The sequence below is a fragment of the Candidatus Spyradosoma sp. SGI.093 genome (assembly GCF_050314555.1).
Classification (GTDB): Bacteria; Verrucomicrobiota; Verrucomicrobiia; order Opitutales; family UBA953; genus Spyradosoma.
In genome coordinates this window covers 120509-143860 of record NZ_JBNPNH010000002.1, presented here as the reverse complement: position 1 = coordinate 143860, position 23352 = coordinate 120509, and the positions used below count along the sequence as shown (strand labels likewise).

The window sequence follows — 23352 nt, the reverse complement described above, 5'->3', positions numbered from 1 at the left end:
TTCCCGCTTCGCCCCGCGTCACTTCTTCGCGCGGGAGCGGCGGGCGGCGGCGACGCGCCGCTTGTCGGCTTCGGCGGTGGTTTCGGGTTCGGGCTTGTCGCGGTGGACCGCCTCCGTTCCCGCGGCGATCGCCTTTTCGTAGTAGTCCAACTTGAAGTCGATCACCTTCATGTATTTTTTGATTTCGGCGAGCTTTTCCTGCATCTTCGCCTTGTGTTCGCGCATGATTTCGAGACGCCGCTGCAGCGTCTTGTCGCCCTTCATGCACAGGTCGAGGTAGTCGCGGATTTCGCGGATCGGCATTCCCGTCTCCTTCAGACAGCCGATGATGCGGAGCCAGCCGAGGTCTCCGTCCTTGAAGATGCGCGCCCGCCCGCGCCGCGGTCGACGAAGGGCAGCAGTCCCTCCTTGTCGTAAAAGCGCAGCGTGTGCGCGGTGATGCCGAATTTTTCAGCCGCCTGCGAGATCGTGTATTCCATGGTTCTCCGAGAATACACCTTCGAGCGCGCTCCAAGTCGAACGTTTTTTTTCGTTTTTTTTCAAAAAAATCCTTGACTTGGAGTAAGCTCTAACTTGTAGCATCGGGGGACATCATCGTGAAGATTATGGAAACGAAAACAAGCTACGACATGTACGTTCCCACGCGCACGCTCTTCGGCGCGGGAACGCTCGAAAAACTCGGCGACCAGCCGATGCCCGGAAAAAAGGCGCTGCTGATGATTTCCGACGGAAAATCCGTGCGCGCGACGGGAACGCTCGCCCGCACGGAAGCCCAGCTGCGCCGCGCCGGCGTCGAGTGGACGCTCTTCGACAAGGTCGGACCGAATCCGCTCAAGTCCGCCGTCATGGCGGGCGGCGCGGCCGCGCGCGAAAACGGCTGCGACTTCATCGTCGCGCTCGGCGGCGGCAGCGTGATGGACGCCGCGAAGGGCGTCGCCGTCGTCGCGACCAACGAAGGCGACCTCTGGGACTACGTCGCGTTCGGCACGGGCAAGGGCAGGCCGATCGCCGTGCGCCCGCTCCCGATCGTCGCCGTGACGACGACCGCCGGCACGGGCTCGGAGACGGACTGTGGCGGCGTCATCACCAACCCCGAAACGCGCGAAAAGACCGCGCTGCTCGATCCCGCGCTCTTCCCCGTGCTCGCCGTCGTCGATCCCGAGCTCACGCGCACCGTTCCCGCGAAGTTCACCGCGTATCAGGGCTTCGACGCGCTCTTTCACTCGACGGAATCGTTCATCTCCGCGCACGCGAATCTGATGAGCGACATGTACGCGCTCACGGCGATCGAGCACGTCGCGCGCTGGCTCCCGCGCGCCGTCCGCGACGGGAACGACGCCGAGGCGCGCCTGCACGTCTCGTGGGGCAACACGCTTTCCGGCACCGTCATGTGCGTCGGCGCCTGCACGAGCGAGCACTCGCTCGAGCACGCGCTTTCCGCGTTCCACCAGGATCTGCCGCACGGTGCGGGCCTCATCATGATTTCGCTCGCCTACTACGCGCGCTTCATCGAGCTCGGCGTGAGCCCGGAACGCTTCGTGAAGATGGCGCAGGTCATGGGAATGCCCGCCGCCGACAAGCCGGAGGACTTTCTCGCCGCGCTCGCGAAGCTGCAGCGCGACTGCGGCGTCGCCGACCTGAAGATGTCCGACTGGGGCATTTCGCGCGACGAGTTTCCCGCGATGGTCCGCAACGCGCGCGAGGCGATGGGCATGCTCTTCGCCTGCGATCCCGCGCCGCTTTCCGAGGCCGACTGCCTCGCGATCTACGAAAAATCCTTCCGCTGAAGCTTCCCGATTCGGCGTGACGAAGGGCGGCCGTCTCGGTCGCCCTTTTTTTTTAGCGGGAACGGAAAACGGATAACGGATGATGGATAGTGCAAGCCCGTCGGGGCGGAATTGTCCAGCGTAGGGTTTTAACCCTACGAAAAACGCGAAAAACCATGCGCGCTGTAAGCGCGCGATTGCGGGAACGCGTCTGGGGGGGGCGGAGACGTCCACGTCTCCGTCGCGGGAACGTGCGGACGCCGTGCGGCGAAATTTCGTCCGCGGAGAAGCGAGCGCCGCGGGAACGAAGGCAGGAATGCCTTCGCCCCCAACGCGTTCCCGCATGAAATGCGGAACAAGCATAACCCCATGCGGCAACGCCGCTTGGGGGCGCGCCGCGAAAAAACGCGCGCTTGAAAAGCGCAACTGCCCCGCGGGAACGGAAAACGGATAATGGATAACGGATGATGGATAGTGCAAGCCCGTCGGGGCGGACTTGAAATTTCCGTTTTCGGTTTTCGCGGGCAAGCGAGACGCTTACCCTCCAAAAAAATTCGCGTTCATTCGCGGAAATTCGCGGTTCCAAAAATCAGCGGGAACGACGACGGCGGCGGGAGGCGCAGAGCGCGAGCGCGAAAGCGCCCGCCAGCAGCCCGAACGACGACGGCTCCGGAATCTGCGAAATCAGCACCTTGCCGAAATCCGCGCTCGCCGTGTCCAGGACCAGGTTCGCTTCGTAATCGGAGAGCACGACGCCGCCCACCGCGATGTCGATCCCCGCGAAATTCCCGTAGTACCCCCCCCTTGAGGCTTATCGTTCCCGAAATCAGATTGAGCGAATCCGTGCTTTTCAGCGCTTCTTCGGTCACGAAGTTGAGCGTCAGCGTTGTCCTGGGATTCATGCCCAGATACCCGTCCCCGGAAATCAGCGCGACGTCGCTCGCCGCGTCCTCCGCCGAAATGTCCCAGCGCTCTCCGTGCAGGTAGAGAGCGTTAAGCGTTCCGTTGACGGAAAACCGCGTTCCCGCTCCGATGCTTCCGTAGATGTTGTGTAATTGCCATTCCTCCGATCCGGAAGAAATGGAAATGTTCCCGCATAGCGTCGAACCTGAAAACGATGTGAAGTTCGCTTTGGCGCCGTCTTCGGCGGAGCTCAGCGTCAGCCCCTCGATGGTGCCGTAGTTATAGATTTCCGCCGCCACCACGTACGAATAATCGTGTTCAGGGTCATACACGTAGTTCGGGTGCACGCTGATTTCGACTTGGGAAACCTTTCCCTCGTTTGACCAAGAAGAGTCAAACGAAATATTCTGCGGGGCTCCGTTTTCATCGATGTAGCTTACGGTCGAAGAGATCGCGAAGGCGGGAACGCCCGCCGCCGCGCAAAAAAGAACAAGAGAGATTTTGGATTTCATGGAATGATTTTTGATAAGGAGTTTTGTTGAATTTTTCCGAAAAGGCGCGCTTGCGGGAACATCGCGTTTCCGCGACGCAGACGCCCCGTTTTCGAGTCCAAGGCATTTTGCAAAAAAAAACGCGCGGCAAGCGCGAACGCACGGGCGGGCATTTCGGACCTTGAAACGCCGCCGAATCCGGGCGTCCGCGGCGAGTTATTCGCATGACGCCTTCCGGAAGGGCGATTTTCCGGGCGAGAAGAGTTCTGAAAATCTCCCGCGGATTTCGCGGATTCCCGCAGAAGAAGCCCCAAGGGGCGGCGAGCCGGCGCGCGGGAACGAAAAACGGATAATTGATGACGGATAATTGATAATGGATAACGGATAGTGGATAGTGCAAGCTCCGACGGGGCGTGAGCTGAAGCGTGCGGGAACGCGCGGACGCCGCGCGGCGGAATTTAGTCCGCGGAGAAGCGAGCGCCGCGGGAACGAAGGCAGGAATGCCTGCCCCCAAAACGCGTTCCCGCATGAAATGCGGAGCAAACATAACCCCATGCGGCAACGCCGCTTGGGGGCGCGCCGTGAAAAAACGCGCGCTTGAAAAGCGCAACTGCCCCGCGGGAACGCCGCGTCGCGAAAACTTCGAATGCCTCGCGGTCGGTTGCGCCTTTCAGGCGCGGCGCATGTGAGGAATTTTCCCCAAGCGCACGCTTCGCCGCGCGCATGGGGTTACGCTTGTTTCGCCCCGCCGGGGCGACGAGAGGACGCCGCGCGGCGAAATTTTTTCTTTGGAGAATCATACGCTTTTCGGGGAAGCGACTTTCCAGTCGCTTGTTGAAGTTTTTTTAAGGAAATTTCCTTTGAAGGATTCCCGAAAAGCGACTGGAAAGTCGCTTCCCCTGGAGTTTTTTCAAAAAATCCCTTGACTTAGAGTAAACTCGAAGTCGTAGCATTTTCCGCACGATGAAGAAACCGATCGCACAGAAACTCTTCGCCGCGTTCGCTGGAACGCGGAAGGCGCGCGCGGCGGGAACGTTCGCGCTGAACGTCGCGCTCGCGGCGAGTCTCGTCGCCGTCGCCGCGAGCGGGGCGATGCTTTCGGGCGAGCTTTTCCCGTTCGTGCCGTCGGGCGAAGGGCTTTTCGCGCGGAAGCTGCACACGGCGGGCGCGGCGTGGCTCTTCGTGCTCGGCGCGTTTCACGCCGGGCTGCACGCGGCGTTTTTCTCGGGCGCGGCGAGAAAAATCCTTCGGCTTCGGCCGCGGCGCGTCTCCGGCGACGTTCCCGCCGGCGGTTTCCTGAAAACGGCGTTCCCGCGCGCGTGCCTTTTCGCGCTCGCGGGAACGGTCGCGGCCTTCGGCGTGCTCGCGTTCTTCCGCCGCGCGTTCCCGGAAAAACTTTTCGCGCGGGAAACCTTCGACGCCTTCGCGTTCGGCGACGCGCTCCCGCGCTTTCTCGCGGACTACGCCGCCGTCGCCGCGCTCTTCTTCCTCCTCGGCGCGTGGTGTTCCCGCGCGCGCAGATGATTTTCGCCGCGGACGGGCGCGGACGAGTCTCCAAAAAACTTCTTCGTCCGGGGCGGATGTGGTATAGTTTCGAGCCATGGACGAACACGGCGCACGGAGGCGGACGGGCGGCTACACGCTTTTGCGGAAAATCGGCGAAGGCGGGTTCGGCAGCGTGCATCTCGCGCGGCGCGACGGCGCGGAGGGCTTCGTCGCGCTCAAGCTCATCCGCAGCGAAGACGCCGAGCGGGAACGCCGCGCCGTCGAAAAATACGCGGCGCTGCCCGACCGCGAGAACCTCGTCGAAATCCTCGACTACGGAGTCGAGGACGACACGGCGTATTTCGCGATGCCGCTGGCGGACGCGCTCGAAACGCCGTCCGCGTTCCCACCGACGGATTTCCGCTGGCAGGAAAAATCGCTCTGGAATCTGATCGAGAGGCGGCGGGAACGCCCGGTCGCGCCGTGGTTTTCCCGCGAGGAAATCGCGGAAATCATCGCGCCGGTGTTCGACGCCGCGATCGCGCTCGGCGGGCACGGGCTGTTGCACCGCGACATCAAGCCGGCGAACGTGCTCTTTTTCGGCGGCAGGGCGAAGCTCGCCGACTTCAGTCTGCTCGAGCGCGACCGCCGTTCGCTGAGCCGCCTCGGCACGCCGCTCTTCGCCGCGCCGTCGTGGTTCCTCAACAGCGGCGGCAATCCCGACGCCTACGGGCTCGCGACGACGCTCTACACGCTCGCGACCGGCAACCTGCCCGATGCGATCGGCCGCGCCGCGTTCCTTTTTCCCGAAGGCGCGGAGGAAAAATTTTCGGACGCGGAGCGGGAACACCGCCTGCACCTGCACCGCTGCGTTCTGCGCGCGATCGCGGAAAATCCGGCGGACCGCTTCGTCACGCTCGCGGACTTCAAGGCCGCCGTGCTCTCGGACGATTTCGAGAGTTCCCGCGCGTTCAGAACGACCGCAGAAAAGACCGCGCGCCGGAAATTCTTCCGCGCGGGAGCGCTCGCGAGCGCCGTCGCCGCCGCGCTCGGCGCGGGAGCCGTCCTCGCGGGAACGCGGATTTACTACGCGCTCGCGTATCCCTCCGCCGAGCCGCCTGCGGTCGCGGACGCGGTTTTCGCGAAGGTTTCCGCCGAGGGGCTGCGCGACGAGGCGCGCGGAATTTATGTGGACAGCCGCGCGGCCTGGCGGGAACGCCGCCGGGAGATTCTCGAAGACCTGAAGAAGGACTTCGCGGAGGACCTCGCGCTCGCGCGCCTCTCCGAAGACGAAATCCGCGCCCGCGCCTCGGGCGACCGGAATCTGCCTCATCACGTGAAGATCGCGCGGGAACGCCTCGCGAACCTGGGCGAAACCGTCGCGCGCATGGAACGCGAGCTCGCCGACGATTCCGCCTACCGCGCCTACGTCGAGGAAAGGCTCGCGCAGGCGAAAAAACTCGCCGCCGAGCCGTGATTTTTCCCGCGTTCCCGCGAATGTATCTTTCAGATGGAATTTCCGCAGACACCGAAGACCGTCCTCGAAAAGCTGATCGCGCCCGAGCAGAACGCGGCGTGGAACGGCGCGTGGCGGGATTTTTTCGACATCTATCACGCGACGATCAAGGTGATGGTGTGCAACTCCTTTTATCGGCGCGGGCTCTACGGCGTTCCCGCGAGCGTGACGGACGACGTGATTGCCGACGTCGTGATCTCGCTCAACGAAATCTTCGCCGCGCGCCGCTACGACGCGGAGAAATCCCGCTTCCGCTTTTTTCTGAAGACGGTGTGCGACCGCCGCGTCGTCGATTTCCTGCGCAAAAACGGAGGCGCGCCCGCGGAATCGCTCGACGACGACGAGGGCGACGCCCGATCCCGCGCGGAAAGCGCGGCGGCGGAAAGCGGGACGAGCGAGACCGAGCAGCTCGAAGCCGAGGAGCTGCGCGCGTTCCGCCGCGCGATTCTGCTCGACGCCTACACGTGCATCCGCGGCGAGTTCGCGCCGAACACCTGCGTCGCCTTCGAGATGGTGAAGCTCGAAGGGCTGCCGGTCGAACGCGTCGTGAGCGAGCTCGGCGTGTCGCCGAACGTCGTCAACAACGCGGTGCACCGCATCACGAAACGCCTGCGGGAAACGCTTTCCCGCGACGAAAACTTCAAGGAGCTGACGGCATGAACGACGAAACGGAAAAAACGCCCCAAACGAAGCCGGAAGGAAACGCGGCACCGGAAACGGCGCGGGAACGCGCCGCGGCGGAGCGCATGATTTCCGAGCTGAAATCCGCCTACGAATCCTCGGCGCGCCTGCGCGCGAGCCCCGCGCACCGCAGAATCGCGCTCGAAATCGCCCGCGGTCTCAGGAAGAAGTGACGCGGGAACGCGCTTCCGCGGGTTCCGGGTTCAGCGCGCGGCGATTTTTTCGTAGATCGCCTCGTAGGCCTTCACGCCCTTTTCGAGCAGGGCGACGTCCGCGTTTTCGTTCGGCGAGTGGATGCGCGAATCCGGCAGGAAAAGCCCGATCATCAGCGCGTTCAGCCCGCAGATCTTGCGGAAGGCCTCGATGATGCCGATCGAGCCGCCGTCGCGCGTGTAGATCGGCGGGTTGCCGAAAAGCTCCGTGACGACGGCGTGCGCGGCCTCGAAGGCGCGCGCGAGCGCGGGATTCATCTCCGGGTCGGAGTTCGGGCGATTCGGCGGGCAGACGTAGTAGGGCGGGCAGGACTGCATGCGCTCGATGCTCGCGCGGACGCCCGCGGGAACGCGCGCGCGGATCGCGGCGGCGACCTTTTCGAAGACGTCCGCGGGATCCATGCCGGGAACGAGCCGGCAGGTGATCTTCGCGAACGCGCCCGCGGGAACGATGGTCTTGGAGCCTTCGCCGAGATAGCCGCCGCCCATGCCGTTGAACTCGAGCGTCGGCGCGAAACGGACCGCCTCGGCGCCGTCGTAGCCGGGCAGGCAGTGCAGCGCGTCCACGCCGAGAAACGCCTTGAGCGTCTCGTCCGTCTGCGGCAGACGTTTGAGCTCTTCGCGTTCCCAGTCCGCGGGCGGGCGCATGCCGTCGTAGAATCCGGGAACGTTCACCGAGCCGTCGGGATTGTGCAGCGAGGCGCAGATTTCCGCGAGCGCCTGCAGCGGGTTGTACACCGCGCCGCCGTAAATGCCGGAGTGCAGGTCGGCGTTCGGCCCTTCGAGACGCAGTTCGAGCCCGACGACGCCGCGCAGCCCGATGGTGATCGCGATCTTGTCCGCGGCGGGGCTTTCCGTGTCCGAAAGCAGCACGAAATCCGCCTCCGAGAGCTCCGCCGCGTGTTCGCGGAGAAACTGCGGGAACGAGCCGCTGCCGATTTCCTCTTCGCCCTCGAAGACGAAGGTGACGCGCAGCGGCAGATCCGGTCTGCGCTCGAGCAGGTTCGCGAGCGCGACGACGGAGACGGCGTGCGGGCCGCGGTTGTCCGCGGCGCCTCTGCCGAAGATTTTTCCGTCGCGCAGGCACGGCTCGAACGGAGGCGTTTCCCAGAGTTCGAGCGGATCGACGGGCTGCACGTCGTAATGCCCGTAAACGATGACGTGCGGCAGATCCGCGCGCCCGGCGTTCACGCGGCCGACGACGACGGGGTTGCCCGCCGTGGGGACGATCTCCGCGCGCGCGCCCGCCTTTTCGAGCAGCGCGGCGAGAAAGCCGCAGGTGTCGGCGATGCCCTGCCGCGCGTTCGGATCAGCGGAGATGCCGGGAAAACGTATGTAGTCTTTGACGACGTCGACGATGTTCATTTTCATGCCCGCATTCTGAACCCCTCCGCGCCGCCTTGGAAAGCTTAAAGCAAGGCGCCCGGCGGAAAACGGGACGCGGGGAGGGCGAGAAAATCCGCGCGTTCCCGCCGCCCGCGTTCCCGCGGGGAGGTCATTTTTTGCGGGGGCGGCGGGAGGAGGAGGCGTCGTCGAGGGGCGAGGGCGGGAGGTCGTCGGGGGATTTTTCGCCGGCGGCGGAAAGGGCGTCGAGGGAGTCCTCGGTCAGCTCCTCGAAGTCGAACTCGAAAAGGTTGTCGCAGTCGCAGGGGTCGCCGCGTTTCCGCGCCTCTTCGCGCCGTCTCGCGCGCGCGATGATTTCGTCGAGCGACGGGATTCGGCCCGTTTCCGAGAACGCGGCCTTCATCAGCTTGTCCACGAAATTGTATTCGCCGGACTTGAGCGCCTCAAGCTCGCGCGGGTCGATTCCCGCGAGTTCGGCTTCTTCGTCGTAATTTTCTTCGTCTTTCATAAATGCGTCGGGCTTTTCTGTCTATGATAACGGATGAGCGGGGAAAATCTTAAAATTTTTTTTGCGGAGGAACGTTTTGGAAGAACTGATCGTTAATAATGAATAATTAATAATGAACAATGAATGACGCGGTGAGGAAGGCAGTCTTAAAATCCTTTCGGCGCAGCCGAGCGCAAGGCGTTATTCATTATTCACTGTCAGTTGTTCGCTGCTCCCGTGGAGCTCCACGATGCGGATGCGGACGCGCTTCTGGAGCTCGTCCGAGGCGGTCTTGAGCGTTTCGACGAGCGCGTCGGGCTCGTAGTCGGCGGGAACGGCGAGCGCGTCGGCGATCGCGAAGAGCGTTTCCGCGCCGAGCACGGCCTGGTAGCTCGGCGCGTTCCCGTAGCGTTTTTCGAAGAGTTCGCGGAAATCCTCGCGGCTGGGGGTGATTTCGGCTTCGGGCAGGAAGAGCGGATTGCGTTTCTTCGCGGCGAAGATCTGCGGCACGAAAAGCGCGTCGGAGCCGTAGATCGGCAGGTCGATCCCGCGCTCTTCGAGGAGCGCTTCGAGCTCGGGAAAATCGTTGTAGGTGCCGCCGAAGAAGACCGTGTCGGCGAATTTTCCGCCGATGTAGTTGCCGATGGTCTGCGAGATTTTTTTGCGGCGGAAGGGCACCTGGTAGTTCAGGCGGAAGAGCTGGCCGCCGCGCAGGCGGATTTCGCGCTCGAGCGCCGTGCTGAAGATGTCGCCGTACGTGCCGGGCTCGGGGCTGACGAGGACGACGTTCTTGTGGCCGGTCGCCTCCATGCGGTCGAGCATCGCGGCGGTCCACTGTTCGAGCCGCGGGAAGAAGGTGACGAAGTTGTCCGCGTCGAGCGGCGGGAGTTTTTCCGAGCGGACGGTGATCGGCGAGACCAGCGGCATGCCGTGAAACTGCGTGAGCGCGCGCGCCGCGGGAATCTGCCCGGAGACGAAGGGCCCGATGACGGCGGCGACGGACGCGTCGTCGCAGAAATCCTGGATCGCGGAGGCGAATTTCGGGAGCGTCGAGGCGTCGTCGCGGACGATGAGCTCGATGCGCGGCGCGCCGTTCCCGCGCTCGGCGTTGCGGAGCTCGGCGGCGAGCATGACGCCCTCGGCGGCCTCGCGCGTGGGAATGTCGGAGGCGTCGTAGGCGAACGCGATGCGGACGACGTCGGGCGCGGCGCGGACGCCCTCGACGCGTTCCCGCACGAAGCGCGCGCGGTGGTTGCGGTCGATGAACGAGCGGAATTCGAAGAGCCCGAGCGCGTTGAGCAGGAAGAACAACGTGGTGCAGGCGAAAAGCGCGATGAAAGAATTTTTCATAAAAAGGCGTAAGGTGAAGGAGGGAAGGGGGAAAGGGAGTCGGACAAGCGACAAAGGCGGTGAACTGCGAACGGCGAATAATGAACAACGCCTTGCGCTCGGCTTCGCCGAAAGGATTTTGAAACTGTCTTCGTCGCCGCGTCGTTCATCGTCGATTGTTCCTTGATTGTTCCTTATTCATTGCTCTTGTCGCTTGTCGCCGGAAACCTGCCGCTTTCTTCTCAAGCTATCTGGCGCTCGACGAGGCGGCGGAAGACGCCTTCGCGGGCGGCGAGTTCGCGGTAGGAGCCGACCTGCACGACGCGCCCCTTGTCGAGCACGTAGATGCGGTCGGCGTTGACGATGGTGGAAAGCCGGTGCGCGATGACGATGCGCGTCATGCGCAGCTTTTCCATGTTCGACTTCACGATTTCCTGCGAGACGTTGTCGAGCGCGCTCGTCGATTCGTCCATGACGACGACGGGCGGGGCGCCGACGAGCGCGCGCGCGATGAGAATGCGCTGCTGCTGCCCGCCGGAAATCGTCTCGGGCGTCACCATCGTGTGAATGCCCATCGGCATTTCCTCGACTTCGCGGCGGAACGCGGCGAGCTCGAGCGCGCGCCACGCGTCCGCGGTCGAGCAGTCCGTTCCCGTGACGACGTTTTCGAGAATCGACGCGGGCAGGATGCGGTTGTTCTGCAGAATGACGCCCATCTGCCGCCGCACGGCGCCGAGGTCGAGCCGCGCGAGGTCCTTGTCGGAATAATAGACGGCGCCGGTCTCGGGCGTCTCGAAGCCGAGCAGCAGGCGCACGAGCGAGCTTTTTCCCGCGCCGGAGGGACCGACGATCGCGACGAACTCGCCCGGCTCCGCGCGGAACGACACGTCGCGCAGCACGAGCGCGGATTCCGGCGAATAGCGGAAATTCACGTGCGAGACTTCGACCTTGCCCGTGAGCGTTCCCGGCTTCTGCCGCTTGGCGTCGTCCTCGGGATCGGTTTCGAGAATGGGCATGATGCGGTCGATCTCGGGCTTGACGGCGAGCAGCGTCCAGAAGCCCGTGGAAAATCCCATGAGCCCGGTCTGGAACGTCTGAAACGCCGCCATGAAGGCGAGGAACACGGGCAGGGAAAGCGTCTCGTCGAGGAAGCCGCCCGCGAGCGCGTAGAACGCGACGGAGACGAGCATCGGGAACGTCGCGGCGGCGAGCTTCTGCCAGGAGCCGTTGCGCGAGATCGCGTACTGTCGGCGCGTCATCTCGCCGAAATCGTCCGTGAAGCGCGAGAGCACGCGGCGCTCGGCGCCCGCGGAGCGGATTTTTCCGATGCCGTCGAAGAACTGCTTGAGCAGGCCGTTCATTCTTCCCGCGGCGGCGGCGTGTTCGGCGAGCGGCACGAGATTGCGCCGCGAGAGCCGGAAGAACACGAACGCGTAGAGCAGCGCCATCGCCGCGCCCGCGAGCGCGAGCTTCCAGCTGTACCAGCACATCATCGCGAGGCTCACGATCGAGAAAAGCGAGCTGACGAACTGCTGCGAGATCACGCCGAACACGGCGTTCAGCACCTGCGTCGCGCCGAGCACGCGCTGCGTCATGTCGCCGGAATCGGCGCGGCGGAACGCGTTCACGGGAATGCGCAGAATGTGGTCGTAGGTCGCCGCCTGGAAGCGCTCGAACTGCTGCGCGCTGAAGAGCATCGTGACGAGCGAGGGCACGACGCCGACGCCGACGCGGCACGCCGTGAGCACGACGAGCAGCGCCGTCAGCTGCGCGAGCTCCGGCAGGTCGCCCGCGGGAATGATTTCCGCCGTCACGTACTGCGTCGCGATCGGCACGACGAGCCCGATCAGCCCGGAAAAGAGCCCGGCGGCGACGATCGTCGCGACCACGGGGCGGGAACGTCGCAGCAGGAAGCGCAGCAGCCCGGCGCGCGTGCGCCCGGCGCGCGGGAACGGTTCGTAGAAGCAGAACGCGCTCCCGTCGAGCGATTCGGCGACCGCGCGCGTGAGCGGGCGTTTCTTCCCGCCCTTCGCGGGATCCTTGTAGGCGCTCGCCTCGGCGTCGAGAAAGAGCACGAGCGGCGCGCCGTCCTTGCGGAACGCGAGCAGCGGGAGCGCGGAGACGTCGCGGAAATCCTCCGCGAGCGCGATTGCGCGCATGCGCCAGCCGGCGGAATCGGCGAACTCGGCGAGGCGGCGGCGGATCGGCTTTCCCGCGCTCTCTTCGAGAATCGCCTCGGCGTGCGAGGCGTCGAGATTGTAGCGCTCGGCGATTTCGCGCAGGGCGGGCAGGAGCGGATCGACCGCGTCGGACGGGCGTACCCGCGCGGCGTCTTCCTGCAGGGAAATTCCGGCGGTCGCGCCGAGCGCCTCGAGCTTGCGTTCGAGCGCGAGCTCGGTCAGGCCGCGGTTCTGCGCGTCGCGGAGACGCCGCGCCTCGCGCGCGTTCCCGCGGAAACGCAGCAGCGCGGCGAGCAGGGCGGGAACGTCCGCGGCGGCGGGCAGCCCGCGCGCGGCGAGCCCGCATCCGGCGCGCACGCGTCCGCGCCAGGCGTCGCGGGCGGCGGCGAGTTCTTCGGGAGATTCGGCGACGAGCGGCTCGGTCGCGAGCGCGTCCGCGGCGGCGGGAACGAGACCGAGCGCCCACGTTTCCGCGGGCGCGTTTTCGGGCGCGAAATTCAGCGGGGTTTCGGGGAAGAAGGCGTCGCCCGGCGCGAGCGTCGCGACGAAGGCGCGTTCGCCCTCGACGCCGTCCGCCTCGCGGCGTATCAGGAAAAGATTCGCCTCGCCGGAAACGACGCGGACGGGCCTTCCCGGGGAAGCGACATTCTTGTCGCTTCGCGAATTTTCCGAAAAGAAGGTTTCTTCGGAAGAGGTTTCCGACAAGCGACAGGAAAGTCGCTTCCCCGAAAAATCTTTTTCGTTTTCCATTTTCACTCGCCTCCTTCCGTCTTCATCAGCTTCGCGTAGGCGCCGCCGAGCCGCATCAGCTCCTCGTGCGTGCCGCGCTCGGCGACTTTCCCGCGGTCGAGCATGATGATCTCGTCGCAGTCGCGGATCGTGCTCAGGCGGTGCGCGACGACGATGCACGCGCAGCCGCTGCGGCGGATCGCGCGGTCGATCTCGACCTCGGTCACGGGATCGAGCGCGCTCGTCGCCTCGTCCAGAATCAGCAGCGGCGTGCGGTGCGTGAGCGTGCGCGCGATTTCGAGCCGCTGGCGCTGACCGCCGGAGAAGTTCTTGCCGTTTTCGGCGACGCGCTGTTCGAGCATGTCGCCGCGCGCGGTGAGCTCGCGCTCGATCGCGGCGTCGCGCACGGCCTGCTGCAGCGCCTCGGCGTCGCAGGTCGGCGCGAAGAGCGTAAGGTTTTCGCCGACCGTTCCCGAGAAGAGCATGATGCTCTGGTCCACGGTGCCGACCATCGCGTAGTATTCCTCCCGCGTGTATTCGCCCATTTTTCTGCCGTTGAGCAGGATTTCGCCGCTCCACGGGACGAGCGTGCCGTTGGCGAGCTTCGCGAGCGTGGACTTGCCCGAGCCCGAGGCGCCGACGAGCGCGACGCGCCGCCCGGGCGAGACCTTCATCGAAAAATGCTCCAGCAGCGGCGGGTCCATGCGGCTGTAGCCGAACGTCACGTCGCGCATCTCGAAGAACGCGCGGTCGAGGATTTTCGGCTCGCCGTCGCTCTCGGCGCGGAAGACGTTCTCGGGCTCGTATTTGTACACGTCGTCGAGGCGCTCGATGTCCGCCTTGAGCGTCTGCAGCTCCGCGCCGGACATGAGCAGGGCGGTGAACGGCGTGGTGAAGCTCGTCGTCAGCGTCTGAAACGCGAAGAGGGCGCCGAGCGAGAGCTCGCCGTTCATCACGAGCCAGGCGCCGACGCAGAGCACGAGGACGTTCCCGAGCGCGTCGAGGAACGTCGGCAGCAGGTTGAAGCAGGTGACGGTCGTCTGGAACTGGAGCTGCTTGCGGTTGAGCTCGGCGAGCTGGTCTGTCCATTGGGCGAACATCGTGTTTTCGCGGCCGGCGGCGCGCATGTTCTCGATGTTCGCCACGCCGCCCATCACGGAAGAGAGCATCTTCGTGCGCAGCATCAGCAGGCTCTGGTTCAGCACCTGGCGCTTTTGGTTCACGACGCGCAGGAAGAACAGGTCCGTGAGAATGAACCCGACGGAGACGCAGGAGAGCAGGGGACTGAAGCGGAACATCAGCGCGAGGAAGAACAGCGCCGTGAAGAACTTCACGACGTTGTCGGCGACGGTGCCGAACGCCGTGTTCGCGACGGTCGAGTTCAGCCCGATGCGCGTCTGCAGGTCGCCCGCGGAGCGCTGCAGGAAGAATCCCGTCGGCAGGCGGAAGAGCCAGTCCATCATCCGCATCGTCTTGTTCACGGCGAGCTGGAGTTCGCCGCGGCGCAGCGCGAGGTCGGTCAGCCCCGTCAGCAGCGCCTGGAGCGCCGCCGTGAGCAGGAAGAACAGCAGCAGCGGCACGAGCCATTCGCCGCGCTCGGGCAGCACCTTGTCCACGAAGATCTGCAGCAGCGCGGGAGCGGTCACGCCCGGAACCACGAGCAGCAGCCCGCCCCAGACGACGGCGGCCATCACGCTCTTCGTTCCCGAGAGCATCGGCAGCAGCGAGCGCAGGACGCTCATCGGCTTCCCGCCCTTGCGGAACGCCGGCGTCTTTTTGAACTCGAGCGCCACGCCCGTGTAGGATTTTTCGAAAAGCTCGCGCTCGACCGTGCGCGGGCCGACGCCGGGATCGTTCAGGTAAAAATATTTTCCGTCGCGGGAACGCCCTTCATAGACGAGAAAGTGCTCGAAGTTCCAGAACAGGATCAGCGGGCCCTGCAGTTTGTCGAGCGCGTCCGTGAGCACGCGGAACCCGCGCGCCTCGAGCCCGTACGCGCGCGCGGCGGCGAGAACGCGGCTCGCCTTGCTCCCGTTGCGGGAGACGCCGCATTCCGTGCGCAGTTTTTCCAGCGGCACCCAGCGGCCGTAGTAGGCGAGGATCATCGCGAGGCTCGCGGCGCCGCATTCCGTGGCTTCCATCTGAAGCACGGTCGGCGTTTTTTTTCTGCGGCTGAAAAAGCTCATCGGGAACCGGGAAGGGACGAAAGTGACTCGTAGTTGGTCACTGGTGACCGGAGCAGTGCGGGAAAAGTGTTTTCAATGAAGTTTTGCCGGAGGCTAAACTTCGGTGATCTCCAGTTCCAAGCCGCCGGCTCCCAGTCACTTTCCCAAAAAAATTCGCGTTTTTTCGTGTTCATTCGTGGTTCCCTTTTTCCGTTTCCGCGTTCTTCCGCTCTCACTTCTTGTTCGTCTCGAAGAGCCATTCGCGGATCGCGGGAATCACGTACGAAGCCGGCGAACGGTACGACGTGTTCACGATCACCGTCCCGAGCATTCCGTTCTGAATCTTGCCCGGGTAGCCCTTGCGCGTCGTCCAGCGGAAACCCGATTCCGACTTCGAGTCCGGCAGAATCTCCAGCACGACGCGCAGCATCGCCGTCTGCCCGGAAATCATCTGCGTCAGCGTCGAGTTCATCAGCTCCGCCTGCACGGATTCCGCGTTCACGGGCGTGCGGTTCACTTCGCGCACGACGCATTTCAGGTAGCCGAACTGCGCTGCCGGAGCCGCCGCGGGAGCGAAATACGCGCTCATGCCGTTGCGGATTTCCTTGCCCTCCGTCGCGGGAATGAAGCCCACGAGATAAATCCCCCGGCTCGCGTCCGATGCGACGAGCGCGAGCCGCTCGCCCTTCTGCACGTACGCGCCTTCCTCCTTGAAGACTTCGAGCACGGTCCCGTCGAAGTCCGCCGTCACGAGCGCCGCCTCGCGGTAGAGCTTGTGCGCGAGGTCGAGGTCGCGCTTCTTCTGCTCCAGCTGCTGGCGCAGTTCGAGCAGACGCTGCTCCTGCTGCCAGATGAGGTCCTGCTGCGTGACGTCGTTGTCCATCGCCTGAAACAGCGTCGAGGCGAACGCGCTTTCCGCCTGCGCCTTCTGGTCGAGCGCCTGGTAGTATTCGATCTTCGTCGCCGCCTCTTTCTTGAGCAGGCGCGAATAAATCTCCGCGACGTCCTTCGCGCGGGCGCGGCTGTCTTCCTGCAGTCGCGTGAGCGCTTCGAGCACCTTCGCCTTTTCTTTGTCGGCGTCGATCTTGCGCGCCGTGAGCCGCTCCAGCCCGCTTTTGAGAAAATCCACTTCCGAGGCGAGCAGGTTGTATTCCGTCTCGAACTTGCGGATTTTGAAGAGCGTTTCCGCGTCGTAGATCTGCCCGACGGGCTGCTCGGCGTGAACGACCGCGCCCGAGCGGATGTTCAGGTGCGTGAGCTACCCCGTGCTCTTCGCCGTGACGGGGTGCACGCCGTCCGCGAGCAGCGTGATGCCCGTTCCCGAGACGCTCTCGACCATGCTCCCGTAAAATCCCCAGACGATCATCGCCGCGAAGAAAAGCGTGATCGAGCCGAGCATGAACCAGGTCCAGCGCGCCTTGACGCTCGTGAGCGCGCGGCTTCGCGTACCGCGTTCGAGGCTTTCCAGCGCCTTCTGCGAGAATTGGATTTTGTCGTTCATGAGTCGATGCGCTCTATGAAATCACGATTCCGCCCAAATGGAAAGCGGGGAAAACGGAGGAAGGAAACCGCGAATGAACACGAACGAACGCGAATTTTTTCGGGGCGGTGGCTCGTAGCCGGTAGCTGGTGACTGGAGCAGTGTTTTTTTTGAAAAGATTTCGGCACTGTAAAAGCCCCCGTCGGGGGGGGGGTCGAAAGATGAAAAAGCGAAATCATGTTTTCGGGCAAGAGGCTCGTAGCTGGTAACTGGTAACTGGTGACTGGAGCAGTGTTTTTTTTGAAAAGATTTCTCCGGTTCCCAGTTACCAGCTCTCAGCACTCTCCATCACCCCTCATCCATTATCCCTCATCCATCATCTGTCACTTTCCGACGAATCTCGCGAACTTCTCCCGCACGCCGCCCTTGAAATACGCGCACAGGTCCGCGCTCGGCCCGTAGAGGTCGCCGTCCTGGTGCGCGCACGCGCGGCAGCCGCCGCGGCATTCGAGCCGGTGTTCGCAACGCGCGCATTTGTCCGGACGCTTCGCGAAGAGATCCCGCACGCGCATGTCCGCGAGCCGGAACAGCGCCGAGCCCGGCTGAAGCACTTCCCGCAGCGGCGTCCGCAGCAGATTCGGCATTTCCTCGTCCAGTCCGCAGTTGGAAAGCGGCATGCACGGCATCAGTGTTCCCGTCGGCAGCAGGTAAGGGTGCAGCCGCATGCAGCCGCACACGGGCAGATTCAGCACGCGCTCCTCGCTCAGCCCGCACGCGCCGTGCGCCGCCGGCTCGAACGCGCGCCCCTTGCTCTTGTCGAACGCGTAGAAGTGCGCGATCTGCAGCGAGAACGGCCGCCCCAGCGCCTCGAAGCGCTCCAGCAGCGCGACCGCCGCGTCGACGATCTCCGTGCGCGTCGCCGAGTGCGCCGCCGCGTAGGGCTTCCACGCGCCGTTCGCGACCATCGGCGAGAGCTTCCAGTTGCGGACGCCCAGCTCCGCGAGCAGATCCGCCGTCGCCGGCAGCGAGGGCAGGTTGTCGCGCCACATCGGGGTCTCGATCTCCACGGCGTAGCCGCGTTCCCGCAGCAGGCGCACCGCCTCGATCGCGCGCTTTTCCATGCCCGCGCGCCCGCGCAGCCAGTCGTGATGCCCGAGTCCGTCGAAGCTCAGCGAAAAAAGATGCTTCCCGGGCGCGACCGCCGCGAACGTGTCCAGCCATTTTCCCGTCACGACGAGCCCGTTCGTGTACACGCGCTCGACGCGCAGCTCGCGCCGCGTCAGCTCCGCGAGAAATTCCTTCCAGTCCGGGCGCACGAAGGGCTCGCCGCCCGTCAGCGAAACCGTGCTCACGCCCGCCTCGACGACCTGGTCCATGATGCGCGCGCACTCCGCGAGCGAAAGTTCGCCGTAATGCGCGTCCGGAGCCTCGATGAAGCAGTGCCGGCAGCGCAGATTGCAGCGCCCCGTGATCGACCAGTGCACCATCGCCGCGTAGAGATTGTCCGCCCTGCGGAAACGCTGAATCGGCGCGGGCGCGACCGGCTCCGCCGTGCGTTCGCCGACGCCGAAGTCGACGAGCTTCGCGAGCGCTTCGCGGTGCGTCGGCAGCATCACGGGAGAGTCCGCGGGAATGCCGTTCATCGCGAGCTCGACCGCGTCCGTCGCCGCCTTGGGCACGAAGAGCGCGCGCCCGCTGCGCAGTTCCTGCACCGCCTGGGGCACGTCCGACCAGCCGCGCAGCGCGAAGCCGTCCTTCAGCTTAAAGAATTGTCCGTTCTGCATAAAATTTCCTGCAAGTCTGAATCAGATTTTTTTCGGGAAAAAGAAAGAATGTGACGGGTGACAAGTGATTACCTAGAGCTCCTTCGGAGCTGTTTATGGTTCAGAGAAAATAAACCTTAAACCCTAAACCATAAACAGCGCGAAGCGCTTCACCGCGCCTTCCGCCTCCGCCGCGTTCCCGCGAGCGCCAGCGCGCACGCTCCCGCGAACAGTCCGAACGCGCTCGGCTCCGGAATCAGCCCAAGCGGGCTGAACGTCACCACCGTGTCGATGCGGTAATCGACGCCCAGAACGTAATCGAAGAGATACGCGATTCCATATTCGTTCGAATCGTCGGCGTCGTCGTTCTCGATGAACGTTACGTCAAGTCTGCGCATCACCATTTCGAGCGCGCTCGCGTCGGCGTCGGCGGAATACGCGTCCGTGCTCACGCAGTCGTCGGAATCCGTCACGTAGAGCGCGGAGAGGAACCCGTCCTCGTCGAACTCGCAGCCCCAGCACGTGATCGCGTGCCCGCCTTCGACGTCGCCTTCCTCTTGATTGTAGATGTTGATGGCGAGCCCGACGACGCCGCCCTGGCTCCCGAAACTTTCCTTGAACCCGTCCGAAAGCTCCGCGAGCGAGTAGGCGCCGCTCACGTTGTCGCCGTCGATCAGTTCGATGCTTTCGATGTAGGAGGCGAGGCTGATGTCCGAGGCGTTCGCGAGATACGCGCCGCCCGTCGCGCCGTCCCTCAGCACGGAGGAGTCGCCGGCGACGAGCTCGAACTCGTCGTCGCCCGTGAGCCACCACGCGAGGCCGTTGGCGATCGTGTTCCCATCGTCCGTCCAGTTTTCGCAGAACGTCTTATAGACGGAAAGCTGCTGCCGCGCCGCGAACGCGCGCGACGCGTCGTAGCCGGCGGGCGTTCCCGCGACGAACGTTCCCGCGGCGACTTGCCCGTAGCCCCACTGGATCATGTTGCTCGCCGTCGCCGCCCAGCACATGGAGGCGTCCTTGTCGATGTCGGAGTCCGCAATCGCGTCAGGCGCGTTGGTCTCGTCCCAAGAGAGGCCTTCTGCGGTTTCCCCGACCCAGAGCTTGTTCACGTCGTACCAGCCCGAGCCTCCGGTGTATTTTCCGGACACGTCGAACGCGTCCGTGTCGACGGTGACGTCGTTCGCGAAGATCGTCTCCGCGCGGAGCGTTCCCGCGGAAACGAGCGAAGCCGCGGCGATTTCCGCGGCGAAAAGCAGTAAGTTTTTGGATGTCGAAATCATGATTTCGGTTTCTTTGAAGTTGAATTAAAAGTTTTTGAGGCGGGAACGCGAATTTCGGCGTTCCCGCGCGCGAAGCGTTTTACCAGCTTCCGCTGGCGCCGCCGCTGGAAGTGCCGCCGAATCCGCCCTTGTTCTTTCCCGCCATGGGATTGTAGAGGTCGGCGGGATTGAACCCGATGTCGCCCCCGAAGAGCTTGTCCAATTCCTCGGGCGTCATTTCCGCCACGGATGCGTTCGCGAACGCCTTCAGGTCGTCGTAGGTGAACTCGAAGCCGCGCTCCTTCGCTAACGCGATCACGGCGACCGCCGCTTCTTCCTTCGTCTTCGGGTCGGCGGCGACGACCGCCCGCTCGAACGCTTCCGCTTCGCCGGCGTTGCTTTTCAGCATGTTGTAGAACTTTTCGACTGTTTCTTTGGACATTGTTTTCCTTGGTTCTTGATGGTTGGATGAAAAATGTTTCTGCAGGGACAACGAACGAATCCGGAAAATCTTAAAAAATTTTTGATTTTTTTTGAAAATTTTTTCGCCCGGCGGATTCGGGAACGGATAATGGATAACGGATAATTGATGACGGATAACGGATAGTGGAAGCCCCGACGGGGCGGAATCGCTCAGCGCAGGGTTTTAACCCTGCGAAAAAATGCGAAAACCTATGCGCGCTGTAAGTGCGCGATTGCGGGAGCGCTCTTGGGGGCGGAGACGTCCACGTCTCCGTCGCGGGAACGTGCGGGTTTTCACCGGCAATTGCGCCCCTTCAGGGCGCATCGGTTTGCTTTGCGGTTTCGTAGGGCTGCGCTCGCTTGCCCTACGCTAAGCAATTGTCGCCCCTTCGGGGCTTGGAAATGTGCGCCCGCCGCGGGAACGAAGACAGGAATGTCTTCGCCCCCAACGCGTTTCGGGGAAGCGACTTTCCAGTCGCTTGATGAAATCCCTCCAAAAGAAAATTCCTTTTTAAGGATTCCGAAAAGCGACAGGAATGTCGCTTCCCCAAAAAATCCGCGGGAACGCCGCCTTGCGAAAACTTCGGACGCTTCGCGGTCAGTTGCGCCTTTCAGGCGCGGTTCATGTGAGGAATTTTCCCCAAGCGCGCGCTTCGCCGCGCGCTTGGGGTTACGATTGTTTCGCCCCGTCGGGGCGCAAGCCGGCGCTTCCCCTCTAAAAATCCGCGGGGACGGCGTCACTCGTCAGTCTCCCAGGAGGGCCCGAAGCCGACGCCGACGACGTAGCAGACGCTCTGCCCGTAGTCCGAGTAGCTGCCGCCGCCCCAGCCGAAGCCGACGAAGACGCACAGCGCGCCCGCGCCCGCGGCGTTCACCTGGTCGAGCTGTTCGGGCGTGAGCTCCTTCAGCGCGTCGGCGTTCGCCGCCTTCACGTCGTCGAGCGTGAACTCGAAGCCGCGTTCCCGCGCGAACGCGAGCGTCGCCTCGACGGACGCGTCCGCGACCGCCTTTTTCAGTGCCTCCGCCGACGCCTTGTCGGCTTTGAGCTGTTCATAAAACTTGATGACGTTTTCTTTTGCCATGGTTTTTGTTCCTTGAATTGAATGTTGATTGAAAATGTTTTCTGCACGGAAAACGAACGACTCCCGAAAATCTTAAAATTTTTTCAGAAAATTTTTCGCGCGCGGATTTCCGCAGGGCAGGGCGGCAGCCCAAGCGCCTTTTCGCCGCGAAAAATCGTCGTTTCCCCCGGAAAACGTTTTCTTTGAATTCGCGGTTTTCTCCGCGTGTCCGCGCTCAGGCGCCGGCGACGAAGAGCACTTTGCCGTTGCGGCCGCCTTCGAGAGCGCGGGCGATCGCGTCGGCGTATTCGGAAAGCGGATACGTCGCGTCCACCGCCATCGTGAGCGTTCCCGCGCGCATCATTTCGAAGATTTTCGCGGACGTTTCCGCGCGCGCCTCGGGCGAGGCGGAGCGGTTCCAGCGGTCCATCCAGAATCCGCGCAGGCGCAGGTCGTTGAAGATGAATTCGCGCGTGGGGAAGCGGATGAGATCGCCCGTCATGCCGCCGAACGTGACGATCGTTCCCGCGAAGCCGACCATGCGCGTGAGGCGCGCCGCGCTTTCGCCGCCGATCGAGTTCAGCGCGAGCTTCGGCAGGTTCGCCTTGCCGCCGACGATTTCGACGATTTTTTTGATCGAGTCCTTTTCCTCGGGCAGCACGGCGTCCGCGCCGAGTTTTTTCAGAATCGGCTCCCATTTTTCGACGTTGCGCACGAGCGAAACCGTGCGCAGCCCGAGCGCGCGCGCGATCTGCACGAGGCACTGCCCGAGCGCCGAGCTGCCCGCGTTCTGCAGCACCCAGTCGCCGGGGCGGAGCTCGACGAAATCGTGCAGAATGCGCCACACCGTCTGCGGATTGATGAACGCCATCGCCGCGAGCTCCGCGGGAACGTCCGCGGGAACGCGTTCCGCCTCCGCCGCGGGAACGGTGATCGCGCCGCGCCACGCGCCGGCGTCCTCGGGCATGCGCACGCGGTCGCCGACGGCGAAGCCCTTCACGTCCGCGCCGACGGCGGCGACGCGCCCGACGCCCTCGCGCCCGGCGACGGCGGGCAACTCGCGCAGGCGGCCGTAGGTGCCGCCGATCATGCCCATGTCGGAGGGGTGGACGACGGCGGCTTCGAGCGCGATCGTGATCTCGTCGGCCTTCGGCGCGGGAACGTCGATCTCGCGCAGCTTCAGCACTTCGAGGGGTTTTCCGGTTTCTTCGTAAACGAGGGCTTGCGTTTTCATCATGCCCCAATGAAACCGCGTTCCCGCCGAAAGCGCCATACGAAAATGGAGTTCCCGCGCGCGCCCGCTCGAGAAAACGTCGCGCGCATTGAAATTTAAAATTGCAAGCGCGACGGAAAAGGTGCTTTTATTTTAATCACTTATGGAAAACAACGAAATCGATTCCAAGATCAACGAACAGATCGCGGCTTTCGAAGCCGCCGAACTCGCGAAAGCGCAGGAAAAAATCGAGCGCAAAAAGGCCGCCATTCGCGCCCGCCTCGAAAAAGAAATGGAAGAAAAGCGCGAACGCGAACAGGCCGTCGCCGCCCTTCAGGAAAAGCTCGCCAAGCTCCCCGAAGAACTCGGTTACGCGAGCATGGTCGATCTGGTCCGCGACCTCGGAAAGCTGCTTTCGCCGCAGCAGCGCGGCAAGCTTTTCGCCGTCGAAAAGAAGCCGGAAGGCAAAAAGTGCGCGCGCCGCGGTCCCGGCAACGGACTTTCCGACGAAGAACGCGCCGAAATCGCGAAACTGCGCGCGGAAGGCGTCTCCACCAAGGAGCTCGCCGCGAAGTTCAACATTTCCGTGAACACGGTTTACGGCATCAAAAAGGCGAAAATCGAAACGCCCGAAGCCTGAAGCCGAAAACGTTTTGAACGAAAACGGCGGGAGCGCGGAATGCTCCCGCCGTTTTTTTTGTTTTTTGAAAGGTTTTCTTCGACTTCGCTTCCCGCTTTCGATTCGGAGATGCGCGCGTCTTCTCCCCGCGTCGTTCTTTTCACGGCATTTTTCCTGCGGGAACGCTCGGGCGGCTTTTTTGCCCGG

The 23352-nt window shown here is 63.7% G+C and carries 21 protein-coding genes; 6 read left to right on the top strand and 15 right to left on the bottom strand.

Translation table 11 applies throughout. The features are described 5' to 3' along the window. Positions 1 to 18: 18 nt before the first annotated feature. Together ACQREB_RS02705 and ACQREB_RS02700 are read right to left on the bottom strand one after the other, a co-directional pair. Positions 19 to 363, bottom strand: a complete 345-nt coding sequence (locus ACQREB_RS02705; protein ID WP_427765540.1) for a MerR family DNA-binding protein — start codon at positions 361 to 363, stop codon at positions 19 to 21. Then, positions 315 to 479 (bottom strand): MerR family DNA-binding transcriptional regulator, encoded by a 165-nt coding sequence (locus ACQREB_RS02700; RefSeq protein WP_427764994.1) that lies wholly within the window; start codon positions 477 to 479, stop codon positions 315 to 317. Before ACQREB_RS02700 ends, ACQREB_RS02705 begins: the two co-directional genes overlap by 49 nt. Before the next feature lie 126 nt (positions 480 to 605). Between ACQREB_RS02700 and ACQREB_RS02695 the strand changes: the two genes are divergently transcribed. Beyond that, entirely contained in the window at positions 606 to 1787 is a 1182-nt protein-coding gene (locus tag ACQREB_RS02695; RefSeq protein ID WP_427764993.1) for an iron-containing alcohol dehydrogenase, read from the top strand. 539 nt (positions 1788 to 2326) lie between these two features. On the opposite strand, the gene ACQREB_RS02690 is transcribed toward ACQREB_RS02695, so the two are convergent. After that, positions 2327 to 3181 (bottom strand): hypothetical protein, encoded by an 855-nt coding sequence (locus ACQREB_RS02690; RefSeq protein WP_427764991.1) that lies wholly within the window; start codon positions 3179 to 3181, stop codon positions 2327 to 2329. Between the two features lie 942 nt (positions 3182 to 4123). On the opposite strand from ACQREB_RS02690, the gene ACQREB_RS02685 reads away from it, so the two are divergent. The 4 genes from ACQREB_RS02685 to ACQREB_RS02670 all read left to right on the top strand — a co-directional run bounded on the left by ACQREB_RS02685 (position 4124) and on the right by ACQREB_RS02670 (position 7015). Then, positions 4124 to 4684, top strand: coding sequence for a DUF4405 domain-containing protein (locus ACQREB_RS02685; RefSeq protein WP_427764989.1), 561 nt, complete (start codon positions 4124 to 4126; stop codon positions 4682 to 4684). Positions 4685 to 4760: 76 nt separating this feature from the next. Beyond that, a complete protein-coding gene (locus ACQREB_RS02680; protein ID WP_427764987.1) occupies positions 4761 to 6122 on the top strand; it encodes a protein kinase domain-containing protein in 1362 nt (453 codons plus the stop codon). 33 nt (positions 6123 to 6155) lie between these two features. Then, entirely contained in the window at positions 6156 to 6821 is a 666-nt protein-coding gene (locus ACQREB_RS02675) for an RNA polymerase sigma factor (protein ID WP_427764984.1), read from the top strand. Next, positions 6818 to 7015 carry a hypothetical protein gene (locus ACQREB_RS02670; protein WP_427764983.1) on the top strand — a complete coding sequence of 66 codons (198 nt, stop codon included), beginning with the start codon at positions 6818 to 6820 and terminating at the stop codon, positions 7013 to 7015. The genes ACQREB_RS02675 and ACQREB_RS02670 overlap by 4 nt, the downstream gene beginning before the upstream one ends. Positions 7016 to 7045: 30 nt before the next feature. Here ACQREB_RS02670 and ACQREB_RS02665 read toward each other — a convergent pair whose 3' ends face one another. The 12 genes from ACQREB_RS02665 to ACQREB_RS02610 all read right to left on the bottom strand — a co-directional run bounded on the left by ACQREB_RS02665 (position 7046) and on the right by ACQREB_RS02610 (position 22550). Continuing rightward, on the bottom strand, positions 7046 to 8425 hold the full coding sequence (locus ACQREB_RS02665) for a M20/M25/M40 family metallo-hydrolase (RefSeq protein WP_427764982.1): 1380 nt from the start codon (positions 8423 to 8425) through the stop codon (positions 7046 to 7048). A 124-nt stretch (positions 8426 to 8549) separates the two neighbouring features. Continuing rightward, positions 8550 to 8906 carry a hypothetical protein gene (locus ACQREB_RS02660; protein ID WP_427764980.1) on the bottom strand — a complete coding sequence of 119 codons (357 nt, stop codon included), beginning with the start codon at positions 8904 to 8906 and terminating at the stop codon, positions 8550 to 8552. A gap of 180 nt (positions 8907 to 9086) precedes the next feature. After that, a complete protein-coding gene (locus tag ACQREB_RS02655) occupies positions 9087 to 10235 on the bottom strand; it encodes an ABC transporter substrate-binding protein (protein WP_427764979.1) in 1149 nt (382 codons plus the stop codon). A gap of 221 nt (positions 10236 to 10456) precedes the next feature. Continuing rightward, positions 10457 to 13099, bottom strand: coding sequence for an ATP-binding cassette domain-containing protein (locus tag ACQREB_RS02650; RefSeq protein WP_427764976.1), 2643 nt, complete (start codon positions 13097 to 13099; stop codon positions 10457 to 10459). A gap of 47 nt (positions 13100 to 13146) precedes the next feature. Further along, positions 13147 to 15309: an NHLP family bacteriocin export ABC transporter peptidase/permease/ATPase subunit gene (locus tag ACQREB_RS02645; RefSeq protein WP_427764975.1), complete on the bottom strand. Its 2163-nt coding sequence runs from the start codon at positions 15307 to 15309 to the stop codon at positions 13147 to 13149. A gap of 211 nt (positions 15310 to 15520) precedes the next feature. Next, positions 15521 to 16417 carry a hypothetical protein gene (locus ACQREB_RS02640; RefSeq protein ID WP_427764973.1) on the bottom strand — a complete coding sequence of 299 codons (897 nt, stop codon included), beginning with the start codon at positions 16415 to 16417 and terminating at the stop codon, positions 15521 to 15523. Positions 16418 to 16546: 129 nt separating this feature from the next. Next, the gene (locus ACQREB_RS02635) at positions 16547 to 16789 is read right to left on the bottom strand and encodes a hypothetical protein (protein ID WP_427764971.1); all 243 of its coding nucleotides are present in this window, start codon (positions 16787 to 16789) and stop codon (positions 16547 to 16549) included. A gap of 362 nt (positions 16790 to 17151) precedes the next feature. Then, positions 17152 to 18552 carry a radical SAM protein gene (locus tag ACQREB_RS02630; protein WP_427764968.1) on the bottom strand — a complete coding sequence of 467 codons (1401 nt, stop codon included), beginning with the start codon at positions 18550 to 18552 and terminating at the stop codon, positions 17152 to 17154. Positions 18553 to 18701: 149 nt separating this feature from the next. Beyond that, complete coding sequence (locus ACQREB_RS02625; protein ID WP_427764966.1) at positions 18702 to 19811, bottom strand: IdeS/Mac family cysteine endopeptidase; 1110 nt, start codon at positions 19809 to 19811, stop codon at positions 18702 to 18704. Between the two features lie 79 nt (positions 19812 to 19890). After that, positions 19891 to 20232 carry a Nif11-like leader peptide family natural product precursor gene (locus ACQREB_RS02620; protein ID WP_427764963.1) on the bottom strand — a complete coding sequence of 114 codons (342 nt, stop codon included), beginning with the start codon at positions 20230 to 20232 and terminating at the stop codon, positions 19891 to 19893. Positions 20233 to 20989: 757 nt separating this feature from the next. Then, positions 20990 to 21334 (bottom strand): Nif11-like leader peptide family natural product precursor, encoded by a 345-nt coding sequence (locus tag ACQREB_RS02615; RefSeq protein WP_427764960.1) that lies wholly within the window; start codon positions 21332 to 21334, stop codon positions 20990 to 20992. 214 nt (positions 21335 to 21548) lie between these two features. After that, on the bottom strand, positions 21549 to 22550 hold the full coding sequence (locus ACQREB_RS02610; RefSeq protein ID WP_427764958.1) for an MDR family NADPH-dependent oxidoreductase: 1002 nt from the start codon (positions 22548 to 22550) through the stop codon (positions 21549 to 21551). A 139-nt stretch (positions 22551 to 22689) separates the two neighbouring features. On the opposite strand from ACQREB_RS02610, the gene ACQREB_RS02605 reads away from it, so the two are divergent. After that, positions 22690 to 23166 (top strand): helix-turn-helix domain-containing protein, encoded by a 477-nt coding sequence (locus ACQREB_RS02605; protein WP_427764956.1) that lies wholly within the window; start codon positions 22690 to 22692, stop codon positions 23164 to 23166. Positions 23167 to 23352: the final 186 nt, after the last annotated feature.

Coding starts and splice junctions, on each gene's coding strand:
- ACQREB_RS02700 (WP_427764994.1), bottom strand. CDS start 479: ATGGAATACACGATCTCGCAGGCGGCTGAAAAATTCGGCATCACCGCG.
- ACQREB_RS02695 (WP_427764993.1), top strand. CDS start 606: ATGGAAACGAAAACAAGCTACGACATGTACGTTCCCACGCGCACGCTC.
- ACQREB_RS02690 (WP_427764991.1), bottom strand. CDS start 3,181: ATGAAATCCAAAATCTCTCTTGTTCTTTTTTGCGCGGCGGCGGGCGTT.
- ACQREB_RS02685 (WP_427764989.1), top strand. CDS start 4,124: ATGAAGAAACCGATCGCACAGAAACTCTTCGCCGCGTTCGCTGGAACG.
- ACQREB_RS02680 (WP_427764987.1), top strand. CDS start 4,761: ATGGACGAACACGGCGCACGGAGGCGGACGGGCGGCTACACGCTTTTG.
- ACQREB_RS02675 (WP_427764984.1), top strand. CDS start 6,156: ATGGAATTTCCGCAGACACCGAAGACCGTCCTCGAAAAGCTGATCGCG.
- ACQREB_RS02670 (WP_427764983.1), top strand. CDS start 6,818: ATGAACGACGAAACGGAAAAAACGCCCCAAACGAAGCCGGAAGGAAAC.
- ACQREB_RS02665 (WP_427764982.1), bottom strand. CDS start 8,425: ATGAAAATGAACATCGTCGACGTCGTCAAAGACTACATACGTTTTCCC.
- ACQREB_RS02660 (WP_427764980.1), bottom strand. CDS start 8,906: ATGAAAGACGAAGAAAATTACGACGAAGAAGCCGAACTCGCGGGAATC.
- ACQREB_RS02655 (WP_427764979.1), bottom strand. CDS start 10,235: ATGAAAAATTCTTTCATCGCGCTTTTCGCCTGCACCACGTTGTTCTTC.
- ACQREB_RS02645 (WP_427764975.1), bottom strand. CDS start 15,309: ATGAGCTTTTTCAGCCGCAGAAAAAAAACGCCGACCGTGCTTCAGATG.
- ACQREB_RS02635 (WP_427764971.1), bottom strand. CDS start 16,789: ATGAACGACAAAATCCAATTCTCGCAGAAGGCGCTGGAAAGCCTCGAA.
- ACQREB_RS02630 (WP_427764968.1), bottom strand. CDS start 18,552: ATGCAGAACGGACAATTCTTTAAGCTGAAGGACGGCTTCGCGCTGCGC.
- ACQREB_RS02625 (WP_427764966.1), bottom strand. CDS start 19,811: ATGATTTCGACATCCAAAAACTTACTGCTTTTCGCCGCGGAAATCGCC.
- ACQREB_RS02620 (WP_427764963.1), bottom strand. CDS start 20,232: ATGTCCAAAGAAACAGTCGAAAAGTTCTACAACATGCTGAAAAGCAAC.
- ACQREB_RS02615 (WP_427764960.1), bottom strand. CDS start 21,334: ATGGCAAAAGAAAACGTCATCAAGTTTTATGAACAGCTCAAAGCCGAC.
- ACQREB_RS02610 (WP_427764958.1), bottom strand. CDS start 22,550: ATGATGAAAACGCAAGCCCTCGTTTACGAAGAAACCGGAAAACCCCTC.
- ACQREB_RS02605 (WP_427764956.1), top strand. CDS start 22,690: ATGGAAAACAACGAAATCGATTCCAAGATCAACGAACAGATCGCGGCT.